Here is an 11,804-nt window from a genome sequence, read left to right on the forward strand (position 1 = left end):
GGGTTGACGAGCTTCGCGGCGCCGGCATTCCGGCAGTGCCGGTGCGGGCGCCGCTGGACCATGCCAACGACGTCGAGCCCGTTCCCTAAGCGGACGCACGATTCCCGTATCACCGGTTGAAACGCGGATGCCCCGGACGCATGGTTGCGTCCGGGGCATCCGGCAGGAAACGGTGGTTTCCCGAAGTCCATCCCTGGCGGGCAGGCGGCTTTCCTAGCGGGAAGCCTCTTCCTGCTGGGCGGCGTTCTTGGTTGCCTGCTTGCCGGCTTCCTCCAGCGCCTGCGCCACCTTGGCCAGCGCCGTCACGTGCGAACCGGACCATTCGCTGCGGAACTTCTCCGCGTCCGGGCCCTTCCAGTCCGTGCCGTTGAGAGCCTTCGTCAGCAGCGACTTCTGCTTCTCAAGCTCCGACGAACCAGCCTGAAGCTTGGTTCCGAGCGCCTTGAGCTGAACAATGTCTGCACCCCAAATAGCCATTAGTTTTCTCCTTCAGTCAACGGATCCGATCCGATCGGCATCCCCAGCGGCCCCCGGCTCATCCGGAAGATCCATTACCTAGAAACTATCCCGCGGCCCGACGTTCCGTCGATGGGCACCGCTCCCCATGCACCGCTGCCTTGCAAGGACGGCAGGACAGTTGCAGGGTGTCGGTGACCGGACGGGCTTCGAGCCTCGATCCCAGGCGGTCCAGAGCCTAGCATGGGAATATGTGCCGCAACATTAGGACCCTGCATAATTTTGAGCCCCATGCCACGACGGCCGAGGTGGAAGCCGCTGCACTGCAGTACGTGCGCAAAATCAGCGGCAGCACCAAGCCGTCCAAGGCCAACGAGGAGGCGTTCAACCGCGCCGTGCATGAGATTGCCCATGCCACCCAGCATCTGCTCGATTCGTTGGTGACGCATGCCCCGGCCAAGGACCGGGACGAGGAAGCAGCCAAGGCCCGGGCGAAGGCCGCCGTCCGGTTCGGCGCCGCTTAGGCCGCCCGGCTAGCGGGGGCAGGCTTGCCGAAGCTTCGCAGCCGCAGCGAATTGGCAACCACCAGCACCGAACTCGCGGCCATGGCAGCGCCGGCGATCATAGGGTTCAGTAACCCGAGCGCCGCCACCGGAATTCCGACCGCGTTGTAAAAGAAGGCCCAGAACAGGTTTGTCTTGATGGTGGCCAGCGTGCGCCGGGACAGCTCGATGGCCTGGGCCACCTGCCCCAGGTCGTTGCCCATCACGGTCAGGTCCGCGGCCTCGATGGCAACATCCGTGCCCGATCCCATGGCGATGCCAAGATCGGCCTGGGCCAGGGCGGCCGCGTCATTCACGCCGTCGCCCGCCATGGCCACCGTGGCGCCGCCTGCCTGCAGTTTCCGGACTGCCTCCACCTTGCCTTCCGGCAATACGCCGGCGAACACGTCTTCCGGCGCAATGCCGACGGCGGCGGCCACCTGCGCGGCCACCGCGGCGTTGTCCCCGGTCAGGAGGATCGGCCGGAGGCCAAGCTGCTTCAGCCGCGAAATCGCGGCAGCCGAACCCGGCTTGAGGGTGTCCCGCAGCGAGACGATGCCTGCCGGCGCGCCGTCCACGGCAACCCAGATCGCGGTGGCACCGGATTCTTCGGCGGACTGGAGCGCCTGCTCCTGTTCCGGCGTGACACTTATGCCGTTTTCCCGCAGCCAGCCCGTCCGTCCGGCGAGGATGTACCGGCCGGCGACGTGTCCGGAAACTCCGCCGCCCGGCGCCGAACGGAACTGTTCGACGGCGGGCAGCCGCCCGCCGTCGTCGTTCCGGCGCTCTGCGGACAACGCGGCGGCCGCAATGGCGTGGGCGATGGGGTGTTCCGAACCGGCCTCAACCGCCCCGGCGAGCCGCAGCACGTCGGCGTCGGTGTGCGTGCCGAAGGCTCTGGTGCTGTCCACGGCAAGGTGTCCGGTGGTCACCGTACCGGTCTTGTCCAGCAGGATGGTGTCCACGGTGCGGGTGTCTTCAAGGACCTGCGGTCCCTTGATCAGGATCCCGAGTTGGGCGCCGCGGCCCGTGCCGGTGAGGAGGCCGACGGGAGTTGCCAGTCCCAGGGCGCAGGGGCAGGCGATGACCAGCACCGCCACCGCGGCGGTGAAGGCCGCCCGGATTTCGGCAGCCTCAATCACCGGGCCGCTGACGATGGTCCAGAGTGCGAAAGTGGCAACGGCGATCGCGAGCACAATCGGAACGAACACTGCGCTGATGCGGTCCGCGAGCCGGGCGATGGGAGCCTTGCCGGTCTGCGCCTGGGAAACCAGCCGAGCCATCTGGGCCAACGTGGTTTCGGAGCCAACCCGGGTGGCGCGAACCAGCAGGCGGCCGGAAGTGTTGATGGTGGCGCCTATGACGAAGCTGTCCGGACCCACCTCAACAGGGACAGATTCGCCCGTGACCAGGGAGGCGTCAACGGCCGATGCGCCGTCGATCACCACGCCGTCCGTGGCGATCTTCTCCCCGGGGCGGACCACCAGAACGTCGCCAACCGCCAGCTGATCGGCGGGAATCCTTACCTCTGTTCCGCCGGACAGGACAGTGGCATCCTTTGCGCCCAGGTCAAGCAGCGCCTTCAGGGCGTCGCCCGCCTTCTGCTTGGCGTTGGCCTCAAGGTAGCGGCCCAGCAGCAGGAAGGTGGTGACCACCGCGGCCACCTCGAAGTAGAGGCCCCCGCTGCCCATCTCCATGCCGGGGTGTTGGGTCATGCGGGGATCGGCGAACAACTGCCAGGCCGAGAACAGATACGCGGCAATAACGCCGATGGAAACCAAAGTGTCCATCGTTGAGGCGAAGTGCCGGGCGTTGACTGCCGCGGCCCGGTGGAACGGCCAGGCCGCCCACGTGACCACCGGCAAGGCAAGAACCCCCGCCACCCAGCCCCAGTCGGGGAACTGGAAGGAGGGAAGCATCGAAATTGCGAACACCGGGACGGTCAGAATGGCAGCGACGATGAGCCTGGGGCGCAACTTGGCCGCGGCGCCACCGGGGACATGCTCTGCATGCTCGCTCGTACCTCGCTTAGACGCTTGCTGCCGCATGCCCCCGGCGTCGCCGCTGGTGGGCAGCTCGCCGTACCCGGTGGCTGAGCCGGTCGAAGTCTCAGCGCCGCCATCCCGGTTCGGGTAGCGGGGAGGGCGGACCTTGGCCTTGTAGCCTGCCGCTTCCACGGTGGCGGTGATCTGTTCGTCAGTGATGCCCGCCGGGACCGTGACGTGGGCCGACTCCAGGGGCAGGTTCACCGAGGCTTCCACGCCCTCGAGCTTTCCGAGTTTCCGTTCCACCCGGCCCACGCACGAAGCGCACGTCATGCCTTCGATGTCGAGTTCAATCACCCGGCTTCCCGGCTGGTGAAGCAGTTGCTCGTTACTCACGGAGTGTCCTTGGTGTGCGTGTCAATGGTGCGGGTCTGGCTGTCCGCCCCTGGATGCAGCGGGCGGACGAGTTCAGGCTTCGTTGGCCACCACCAGGTAGCCGGCCTCCGCCACTGCTTCTCCGATCTCGGAGCGGGAGAGCTTCTTTTCTGAGGTGATGGTGACGGTGGAAATGCCGCCGGCGTTGAGGTCGACGTCGACCGCTTCCACGCCTTCGAGGGCTTCGAGTTCCTCGCTCACGGAGGAAATGCAGTGTCCGCAGGTCATGCCGGACACGTTCACGATGGTGGATACGGGGCTCATGGTTTGCTCCTGATCTTCGGCGTTCCGATGGTGCCGATCTTGCCAGATTGATCCGGTTGGATCATCTGAATGGTGTGGTGCGTGGGATTGCCGCTACCGCAAGAGGCGCCCGATGGCATCGGTAGCCTCTTTGACTTTGAAATCGATGGTTTCCGCGCGGAGGGCCGGGTCGGGCTCAGAGGCGGCCCCGACGACACAATGGCCGATGTGCTCTTCCACCAGGCCCAGGCTTACGGCGTGGAGGGCTTTGTTTACCGCGGCGACCTGGGTGAGGATGTCGATGCAGTACTTGTCCTCGTCCACCATCCGTGCGATGCCACGGACCTGGCCTTCGATGCGTTTGAGTCTTCGCAGGTATGCGTCTTTGTTCGAGCTGTAACCGTGCCGGGGAGCGGTTCCGGCGTCCTCGGCCAAGGGAGCGTCTGTTGGCGAATCCATATCCCCAACCTATACCCCTAAGGGGTATAAAACAAGTACCCCTAGGGGGTATCTGCGCTGTGCGGGTTACCGTTGTGCCGGTTACCGTTCCCCGGGCTGCCCCGGGGACGGAGGCCCGGGCCTGACGCTGCCCATGCCGAGCAGGGACGTGGCCGCGACGGCCGCGGCGAGGACTCCAAGCCCCAGGGGCAGTGCGGAAGCTGTGGCCACGGCACCCACCAGGAGGGGGCCACCGGCATCGCCCAGTTCCCGTCCCAGTTCGGCTGATCCCATGGTCCGGCCCAGCCGCTCAGGTGGCGTGGTGGCAGCTAAGTGAGCGAAGCCCAGCGGTGTCGCCGTGCCTATCCCCACACCGATCGCCGCCGCCGCGCCGAAGATGGTGACGGGCCCGGGAAACAGCGCCACGCAGGTGATTCCGGCCGCCGTCAGCAGCAGGCCGGCCGTCATGCCGGGCCCGTCCTGGATCCTGCCCCGGTCACGCAGGCGGCCGATCCAGGGTTGGGTCGCAGCGGATGCGAGTGCGAGCAGGCTGACGGCGGCCACTGCCGCCACGGGATCGAGGCCGTGCCCGGTGGCCAGTGCAGGGAGGAAGCCAATTGCCGTTCCCAAGGCTCCGGTGGCAGCCGCCAGGACGAGCGTAGGAACGAGGAAGCTGCGGTGAGTCACTTGGCGGGAAAGGTCCAGCAACGTGTAGCGGGGCCGTGGCAAGGGGGCCAGCCGCGGCAGGGCCACCATGGCCCACACTGCCGTGGCTGCCGCGAGGATGCCCAGGGTGGCAAAGAGGAGGGCGAAGCCGCCGAGGAAGATCAGGGCCGCACCGATCAGGGGACCGCCAACGTAGCCCAGGCTCTTCCACGAACCATATCGGCCAAAGTACGTGCCTGCGTTGCGGCCCGCGAGCCGCGCCACCATCGCCGAGGACGCCGGTGAAAACGCAGAGGCGGCCGCACCCTGGCCGATCCTGGCGAGGCCGAGCATCAGCGGGTTCGCGCCCCACAGCCCGATCAGTGACATCAGGGCAAAGGCGAGGAGCCCCGCCACCACCACCGGCTTGGCGCCAATACGGTCGCTGAGCGCTCCGAACACCGGCTTCAGCACCACCTCGGCAAGGTCGTAAACAGCCAGCAGGATGCCCAGATTCAGCAGGCTCAATCCGATGTCACCACTGTGGGCACCCATGCCCGCCGCGATGCTGTGCGCGCCGAAGGCTGTCACGAAGCCTGCTGCGTACAGAGGCGCGGTGACGGCGGCGGTAGCGGTGGGGATTGGCGCTGTGGTCACGGAATTCGCTCCTGACGTACGGCCGGACATTAAAAAGCTCCGGAGTGCGTTATTGGGGGATACGCACTCCGGAGCAGCTTATGGGGCAGGTTCAACTTCTTCCTGCGAGTACCAGCTTACTTGGCGGTAGCGGTGAGCGCCACCACCTTGAATAACTACTTTCACTTTACTTTCACAGGGTCTTTCGGCCCTCTTTTCACAGTGTTAATTCATAGCGTCGTAAATGCACAGCGCCGTTGGTTACAACGCCCCGCGGGTGCCCATACTGAGCTGGGTGGCATGGAAGTCGAAATGCTCGATGGGGTAGGCGTAGACATCTGCCAGCGACATCCACGGCGTGAAGAACGGATCCCAGCGATCAGGAAAGGACATGCCCCGGGCCATCGCGGTGGCCGACTCACGGCCCATCCGCCGCTCCAGGGAGCGCGTCACCCGCCGGAGTTTCGCCGCCATCCGCTTTCGGTTGAACACGCGGGCCGCAGCCTTGGATCCCAGGTAATTGACGACGTCGAACGGTGCGGTTCCGGCGTTAAGCAGCCTCGCAAACGCGCGGCTGAACGGAGCCGGCAGGACTCCGAACAAGCGGACCAGGGGAAGCAGTGCCTGCACCACCATGTAGCCGAAAACCATATGGAACAGGAGTTCCTCGTTGGTCCAGCGGGTGCCCGAGCTGCGGCGGCGCAGATCGGAATCGGATGCATCCGCCAGCCATCGCTCAAGTTCCGTGAGGTTGCGCTCGTAACCGTGCTGGACAGTCCCGGGAGCCGCGCTCACCCGGACGTATCCCGGTGGGCGCCCATGTGGGCCGGTACCACCAGGACGGGCCGGTCCTGGTGATGGGTCAGCCATGCGGCCACAGAACCGTTGAGGGCTGCCGAGAGCCGGTGCCCCAGCCCGCGCTCCGGCGTCCCCACGATGATCATGGAAGCATTTGCCTCCGCTGCCACGCGGCCCAGGGCGCGGGCAGGGTCTCCAGCCAGTATCCGCAGCGTCCACTCCACCGACTTCGCATCGCAGGCAGCGCCCACGAGGCCGCGGAGCTCTTGGCTCACGGCGCGGACATCGGCGTCGTCCTTGTCCGGGTGCAGGGACAGCCGGTGCGCCGACCGGGCCGGATCCCACTCGACGAGGTAGCTCGCCTCGTCCACGTAGGCGCACAGCAGGGGGGCGCCCAACTTTTGTGCGAGGCCGGTGGCCGACTGCAGCACTTCGGCGTGCTGGCCCGGCAGTACGCCGACCACCAGGGGAGGCGGTCCGCTGAAGCGCTCTGGAGACATACTCCATTGTGACCCTGGGGGCATCCCTTGAACAGCATCCCCGGCCGCCGGGTCACCGGACGGTTCCCGGTCCGGGCCGCCTCAGTCCGGGCGGTCTTAGTCCGGTTCGTCCTCGTCCGCAGCCTCCCGCGCCGGCTTGGGGCGGCGCCAGGTGAGCGTTACCGTGAAGTTTGAGCTGGTGCTGGCCGCGGCAATGAAGGCGCCGGCCTCGGCATGCAGGTCCAGGCCGAACTTGACCGAGACCTCGTCCGGTTTGTCGGGAAGGCTTGTGAGCTCATCAATGACGCCTTGGACCGCCGGCCGGATGTTGCTGAGGGCGCGCTCAAAGGTCTGCTGTGCCCGGGCGAAAACGCTGCTCTGTCCGCCGCCGCGCGTCACCAGCCCGCCGGTGTTGTCTGAAACTTCCAGGAGCACGGTTCCGCCGTCGTTCGTCGGAAATTCCACCAGGCGCGTCATCTCTCGTCCTTCCAATTCTGTCTGAGGGCCAGTCCCAGGAAAATCAGACCGCCGGCGGCGACTGTTGCGTTCTGCACCATTAGCACCAGCGCCCTGGCCGACAGGTCATCGCCCGGGAGCCACATCAGCGGCAGCGTGGCAAGGCAGACCAGGAGAAGCCAGCCGGCCAGGGCCGGTGTGTTGGCAGCGCGGATGGCCAGAATGCCTGCCCATGCGCCGAAAAGTGCTTGGAACAACGTGGCGGCCGTTGCAGCCCATAGAAGGTCCGGTTCCACGCCCACCACGCCAAGCAGCGCACCGGCTCCGGCCGCTACCGCCAGCGTCACGCGCCCCCTTTCGGTCCGATCAGGCAGGCCGGCGAGCAGGAGCAGGAGGTAACCCGCTGGCGCCAGTATTGCGTAGACGAAACGCACGCTGACTTCCCCGCCGGAATACCACCAGTCCATGTCGACCCATTTGAGGTAGGCGAAGAAGACTGCCAGGAGTGCCCCGGCCAGGGCCAGGACAATCCCGCCGGCCGCAAGGAACCTGGAATCCAAGGCCGCCGGCGCGGGCCTCGACTGTGGTGCCGGTGCAGGGCCGGCTGCGCTGCCCGGGGCCGGTGCAGCCTGGCGGGCGGTCCGCTGGGCTGTTTTCTCCGCGGCCCGTAAAGCGTCGTTTTCGCGGCGCAGTTCGTTGCGCGCCTTCGTCGCCAGTCCGGCCGGATCTGACGCGGCGGGATCCAGGGCATACAGTTCCGCCGCCACGTCCACAACGGCCTGCCAGTTTCGGCTGCCTGCGTGATACTCCATCTCACCCTGCAGGTCGGCTGTCCGCTGCCGTTTGGCGCATTCCCGGGCCCGGGCGGCGGCGTCGGGGAAGTCGGGATCCTCCTGCACTGCGGCGTAACCGTCGGCAGCGGCCGTCCAATCTCCGGCGTCTTCGGCTTCCCTGGCGTGGCGGTACGCCTCGGAATGTTCCAAGTGCTGCGCAGCGGAAGCGCGGAGCAGGGCCGCGTCGCGGTAACTGCCGTCAAGCGTCAGCAGGTCATCGAACAACTCGATGGCCACCGGATAATGCTTGGTCCTGAGTTCCGCGCAGGCCTGCACGTACAGCGCGCGGAGCTCCGCCTGCCGGATCCGGGCACTGGACGGCTCCGCTGATCCGGCCGTGCTGTTTGCGGAGGTGCCCGTGGCCGGCTCCTTCGCTGCGGCCTTTTCCCCCACGGCGGGGCGGGGCGGTGCCTTTAAGTTGAACAGGGCGGTGTCGCCGCCCCTGACGTACAGCGCCGGCGTCACCCATTCCAGGGTTCCGTCAGGGCTTCCCATGACCGAGATCCGCCCGACGCGGGCGGCCTCGTCCACGCCGCGTCCGTTGGCGATCGCGGCATAGAAGCCCTGGGCAAAGGCGATCGCGGCGCCGTCGCTGATGGCGAACTGCATCGCTGCCACCGCACTGATGCCGCTGCGGACGAGGGTGGAAGCTGTGCCGGAGAAGAGATCCTCCCGGCCGGTTTCGCCGGAGGAGCAGGAATTCAGGACCACCAGGCGAGGGCGGGGTACGGCAACACTCAGCAGGGCCATCAGGCGGATGGCCCGCACCATCGAGGCCCGGCCGTCGGCCCCCACCAGGGCAACCCGGCCTTCATCGTTCCTGGCGTCGTAGTCACCGTGGCCGATGAAATGGACTGCGTGCCAGGGTCCGTCCAGCAACATCGACTGGATCTCGTCCCACGCACCGCCCGGCGCCCACACGAGTTCAATCCTGCCTTCGGAAACCGGGCCCGCCAAGGCCGCCGCAAGATGGTCGCGTTCCGCTTCGACGTCCAGCGGCGGAAGGTCGCGCGGGGAGGCTATGAGGCCAAGGATCCTCAGCGGAGGGACGATTTCCAGCGGGTTCAGGTGATAGTCCGGTGCGGGAATATGGCGGAGCAGCGGCTCCGTCTGGCATAGGTAGCTTTCGGTTTCCGGATCAAACAACATTTCCCACGGCATCGCCGCCAGTTCAGGAGCAGCGAGCCGCAACACCACCCTCAGCTGCTGGCCGCTGTGCTGGGCGGCGCCCAGGCTGGCCCGGTAAGTTCCATAGACCTCACGGGTAAACAGGGCCTGGAAGAGTTCCTGCCCCACTCCCCGCACTGGCAGCTCTGCCACCGGCGTGGTGCGCCGGGCAGCCACGGCGGAAGCCAGGACGGTGGACTCCAATTCGGTGCGGCGTGCCAGGATCCGGTCCACGTCCAGCCTGAACACCCCCGACGCGTTTCCCCCGGCCGGCGCCTGAACCACGCGCACTGTGTACTCGCCCCGCTCGGAGCCTGATGCAAGTTCGAGTTCTATGTCACCGTCCATGGCAACCTTCTCAGCGCAGTGCGGCATCCCCACAGCGGACGTTCGGTTCCGGTCGTTCGGTGCCGGTTGTTCCGGTGCCGGACAGCCCTACAAGACAAGATTGGCGCAGCGGGACTGCCGGCACAAGGGGTGCGCGGCTGCGTGTCCGGGGAGGCGGGCGCCACGGCCGTTGGGCCCTTGTACACCCCTTTGCCGCGGAATAACGTTGAGGCATAGGGAGAGGTGGTCCACGGTGGAAATCTACATGTGGTGGCTTGATCTGGACTTGGCCAGCAAGGAGTGGCTGCGCGAGAACCTGCGGATGGAGGAATTGCCGTTGCCTGTGCTGCAGGGGATTGCCGAGGCCGGCGGCCCGCACCCTGACACCGCAACCGGAGTCCTCACGAACGCGGATTGGGACTTCATCGAGACCCAGTCTGAATTCGTGGACTGACCGCCAGCACGCATAAACCCGCGTCAAAACCATTGCAGCCTCCGGGCGGGAGTGGTTGCATGGGGTGCATGGCCACCGAAGAGAGTTATGTCCTAGCGATCGGAACCAAAAAAGGGCTGTGGCTGGCGACCAGCCACGACCGGCAGGCATGGTCCATGTCCGGCCCGCATTTTCTGATGAGCGAAGTCCCCAGCATCGGCATCGACACCCGCAACGGGCGTACCCGGATCATGGTGGGCGTCCGCTCCGAGCACTGGGGACCCACCGTTGCGCATTCGGATGACCTCGGTGCCACCTGGACCGAGCCGGAGCAGGGTGCCATCAAGTTCCCGGAGGGCACTGACGCCGCGGTGGAACGCATCTGGCAGATCTACCCCGACGCCGAAGACCGCCCCGGCGTGGTCTGGGCCGGCGCCGAGCCCATTTCCGTGTGGAAATCGACCGACGGCGGCGAACACTTCGAACTCAACCGCGGGCTCTGGGACCATCCGCACCGCAGCGAATGGGGTGCCGGGTACGGCGGCGCGGCCGCACACTCGATCGTGGTTAATCCCTCCGGGGAGAACGTGCACGTCGCGATGAGCACGGGCGGCGTGTACCGGTCGCTCGACGGCGGAACCTCCTGGGAGCCCCGGAACAGGGGTATTTCGGCCTACTTCATGCCGGATCCCAACCCCGAGTTCGGCCAGTGCGTGCACAAGATCGCCGCGGATGCCGCCGTCGAGGGCCGCCTTTACGCGCAGAACCACCACGGCGTGTACCGCACCGATGACAACGGCGAGACCTGGGAGTCGATCGCGGAAGGCCTTCCGGCAGATTTCGGGTTTGTGATGCTGACGCATCCGCGGCGGGCAGGCACCGCGTGGGTGGTCCCGCTCAAAGCCGACGGCGAACGCATCCCGCCGGATGCCAAGCTGGCCGTGCACCGGACGGACGATGCCGGGAAGACGTGGAAGCGCCTTGATTCCGGGCTGCCGCAGGGCGAATACAACGCGGTGCTCCGTGACGCTGCCTCGGTGGATTCCGCGGAACCGGCCGGGGTGTACTTCGGAACGCGCGGTGGCTCGGTCTACGCCAGCCCGGACGAGGGCGAGCACTTCACCGAAGTGGCGTCACATCTGCCGGACGTCCTGTGTGTCCGCGCGGCCGTGGTGTCCGCGGCCCTGGTGCCTGGCGCTCCGGTACCCGCTTAAGGGTCCGTTGTGGCTGACATCAGCGTGGTGCTTCCCAGCATCCTCCAGCCGCTCGCCGGCGGGCAGTCCATCTTGACTACGCCCGCCGACGGGGCGGTGACTGTGGGGATCTTGCTGGACTCGCTGGCCGGTGATTATCCGGTCCTTGCGAGGCGGTTGAGAGATGAAACCGGTGCCCTGCGCCGTTACGTGAATATTTACGTGAACGGGGACGAGGTCCGGCGCTTGCGGGGATTGGAAACTGAAGTGGCTGCCGGCCAGGAAGTGGTGATCATCCAGTCCGTGGCGGGCGGCTGAAGAGCTCAGGCTACTCGCCAAACGCTGCATTCATCCGTATTGATTGCTTTGCGCATCCCGGTCTGACGGTCCATGATCCACACGACGCCGATGCCCGGCGCAGTTTCCTGCACGCGGCCCCGGCGGATCACCACGTCGTCATAGCTGGGGCCCACGGACAGGCGGGCTTCAATCTCGTCGCCGCGGTGCAACTGGTCCAGGGCACGAACACGGGTTACATGGGTTTTGGCTTCCTTCAACATGGCGGGGCCTCCTGAGCTGGAGCTTGTGCTGTTGCCTGCAATTGCCGGCACATCCAGTGTCCTGCGCCATTGTTGCCGCCGCGTTTCATGCCGGTAATGTGCGCGTTAGTTTTCCGCGCCCACCCTGTTTCCGCCCGGAAAGCACCCACCGGCACCTATCCGCCGGTGCTAGATCCGC

The 11,804-nt window shown here is 66.5% G+C and carries 14 protein-coding genes; 4 read left to right on the forward strand and 10 right to left on the reverse strand.

Translation table 11 applies throughout. From position 1 onward, the window contains the following. Positions 1 to 213 precede the first annotated feature (213 nt). Complete coding sequence (locus BS38_RS0114060; protein ID WP_028271394.1) at positions 214 to 477, reverse strand: hypothetical protein; 264 nt, start codon at positions 475 to 477, stop codon at positions 214 to 216. Between the two features lie 230 nt (positions 478 to 707). Between BS38_RS0114060 and BS38_RS0114065 the strand changes: the two genes are divergently transcribed. Continuing rightward, complete coding sequence (locus BS38_RS0114065) at positions 708 to 980, forward strand: DUF2277 domain-containing protein (protein WP_028271395.1); 273 nt, start codon at positions 708 to 710, stop codon at positions 978 to 980. On the opposite strand, the gene BS38_RS0114070 is transcribed toward BS38_RS0114065, so the two are convergent. The 8 genes from BS38_RS0114070 to BS38_RS0114105 form a co-directional block, all read right to left on the reverse strand. Next, positions 977 to 3,316 carry a heavy metal translocating P-type ATPase gene (locus BS38_RS0114070; RefSeq protein WP_442853347.1) on the reverse strand — a complete coding sequence of 780 codons (2,340 nt, stop codon included), beginning with the start codon at positions 3,314 to 3,316 and terminating at the stop codon, positions 977 to 979. The genes BS38_RS0114065 and BS38_RS0114070 overlap by 4 nt on opposite strands. A 135-nt stretch (positions 3,317 to 3,451) precedes the next feature. After that, complete coding sequence (locus BS38_RS0114075) at positions 3,452 to 3,682, reverse strand: heavy-metal-associated domain-containing protein (protein WP_028271397.1); 231 nt, start codon at positions 3,680 to 3,682, stop codon at positions 3,452 to 3,454. A gap of 93 nt (positions 3,683 to 3,775) precedes the next feature. Beyond that, the gene (locus tag BS38_RS0114080) at positions 3,776 to 4,120 is read right to left on the reverse strand and encodes a metal-sensitive transcriptional regulator (protein ID WP_028271398.1); all 345 of its coding nucleotides are present in this window, start codon (positions 4,118 to 4,120) and stop codon (positions 3,776 to 3,778) included. Between the two features lie 81 nt (positions 4,121 to 4,201). Further along, a complete protein-coding gene (locus BS38_RS0114085) occupies positions 4,202 to 5,401 on the reverse strand; it encodes an MFS transporter (protein ID WP_156037128.1) in 1,200 nt (399 codons plus the stop codon). 240 nt (positions 5,402 to 5,641) lie between these two features. After that, on the reverse strand, positions 5,642 to 6,175 hold the full coding sequence (locus tag BS38_RS0114090; RefSeq protein ID WP_028271400.1) for a DinB family protein: 534 nt from the start codon (positions 6,173 to 6,175) through the stop codon (positions 5,642 to 5,644). After that, the gene (locus BS38_RS0114095) at positions 6,172 to 6,678 is read right to left on the reverse strand and encodes a universal stress protein (RefSeq protein WP_028271401.1); all 507 of its coding nucleotides are present in this window, start codon (positions 6,676 to 6,678) and stop codon (positions 6,172 to 6,174) included. The genes BS38_RS0114090 and BS38_RS0114095 overlap by 4 nt, the downstream gene beginning before the upstream one ends. Positions 6,679 to 6,774: 96 nt before the next feature. Then, on the reverse strand, positions 6,775 to 7,134 hold the full coding sequence (locus tag BS38_RS25165; RefSeq protein ID WP_051628915.1) for a CU044_2847 family protein: 360 nt from the start codon (positions 7,132 to 7,134) through the stop codon (positions 6,775 to 6,777). After that, complete coding sequence (locus tag BS38_RS0114105; protein ID WP_197024950.1) at positions 7,131 to 9,461, reverse strand: CHAT domain-containing protein; 2,331 nt, start codon at positions 9,459 to 9,461, stop codon at positions 7,131 to 7,133. Before BS38_RS0114105 ends, BS38_RS25165 begins: the two co-directional genes overlap by 4 nt. A 232-nt stretch (positions 9,462 to 9,693) precedes the next feature. Here BS38_RS0114105 and BS38_RS0114110 point away from each other — a divergent pair, with 232 nt between their 5' ends. Genes BS38_RS0114110 through BS38_RS0114120 form a run of 3 tightly spaced genes read left to right on the forward strand, consistent with a single transcriptional unit; the run spans position 9,694 to position 11,384 of the window. Further along, a complete protein-coding gene (locus BS38_RS0114110) occupies positions 9,694 to 9,894 on the forward strand; it encodes a hypothetical protein (RefSeq protein ID WP_028271403.1) in 201 nt (66 codons plus the stop codon). A gap of 59 nt (positions 9,895 to 9,953) precedes the next feature. Continuing rightward, a complete protein-coding gene (locus BS38_RS0114115) occupies positions 9,954 to 11,087 on the forward strand; it encodes a WD40/YVTN/BNR-like repeat-containing protein (RefSeq protein WP_028271404.1) in 1,134 nt (377 codons plus the stop codon). 9 nt (positions 11,088 to 11,096) lie between these two features. Next, positions 11,097 to 11,384 carry a MoaD/ThiS family protein gene (locus BS38_RS0114120; protein WP_028271405.1) on the forward strand — a complete coding sequence of 96 codons (288 nt, stop codon included), beginning with the start codon at positions 11,097 to 11,099 and terminating at the stop codon, positions 11,382 to 11,384. Positions 11,385 to 11,389: 5 nt separating this feature from the next. On the opposite strand, the gene BS38_RS0114125 is transcribed toward BS38_RS0114120, so the two are convergent. Next, positions 11,390 to 11,626, reverse strand: a complete 237-nt coding sequence (locus tag BS38_RS0114125) for a hypothetical protein (RefSeq protein ID WP_028271406.1) — start codon at positions 11,624 to 11,626, stop codon at positions 11,390 to 11,392. Positions 11,627 to 11,804: the final 178 nt, after the last annotated feature.

Origin of the sequence: Arthrobacter sp. UNC362MFTsu5.1 (assembly GCF_000685965.1) — a bacterium.
Lineage (GTDB): Bacteria > Actinomycetota > Actinomycetes > Actinomycetales > Micrococcaceae > Arthrobacter.

Coding starts and splice junctions, on each gene's coding strand:
- BS38_RS0114060 (WP_028271394.1), bottom strand. CDS start 477: ATGGCTATTTGGGGTGCAGACATTGTTCAGCTCAAGGCGCTCGGAACC.
- BS38_RS0114070 (WP_442853347.1), bottom strand. CDS start 3,316: ATGACGTGCGCTTCGTGCGTGGGCCGGGTGGAACGGAAACTCGGAAAG.
- BS38_RS25165 (WP_051628915.1), bottom strand. CDS start 7,134: ATGACGCGCCTGGTGGAATTTCCGACGAACGACGGCGGAACCGTGCTC.
- BS38_RS0114095 (WP_028271401.1), bottom strand. CDS start 6,678: ATGTCTCCAGAGCGCTTCAGCGGACCGCCTCCCCTGGTGGTCGGCGTA.
- BS38_RS0114075 (WP_028271397.1), bottom strand. CDS start 3,682: ATGAGCCCCGTATCCACCATCGTGAACGTGTCCGGCATGACCTGCGGA.
- BS38_RS0114125 (WP_028271406.1), bottom strand. CDS start 11,626: ATGTTGAAGGAAGCCAAAACCCATGTAACCCGTGTTCGTGCCCTGGAC.
- BS38_RS0114115 (WP_028271404.1), top strand. CDS start 9,954: ATGGGGTGCATGGCCACCGAAGAGAGTTATGTCCTAGCGATCGGAACC.
- BS38_RS0114065 (WP_028271395.1), top strand. CDS start 708: ATGTGCCGCAACATTAGGACCCTGCATAATTTTGAGCCCCATGCCACG.
- BS38_RS0114080 (WP_028271398.1), bottom strand. CDS start 4,120: ATGGATTCGCCAACAGACGCTCCCTTGGCCGAGGACGCCGGAACCGCT.
- BS38_RS0114105 (WP_197024950.1), bottom strand. CDS start 9,461: ATGGACGGTGACATAGAACTCGAACTTGCATCAGGCTCCGAGCGGGGC.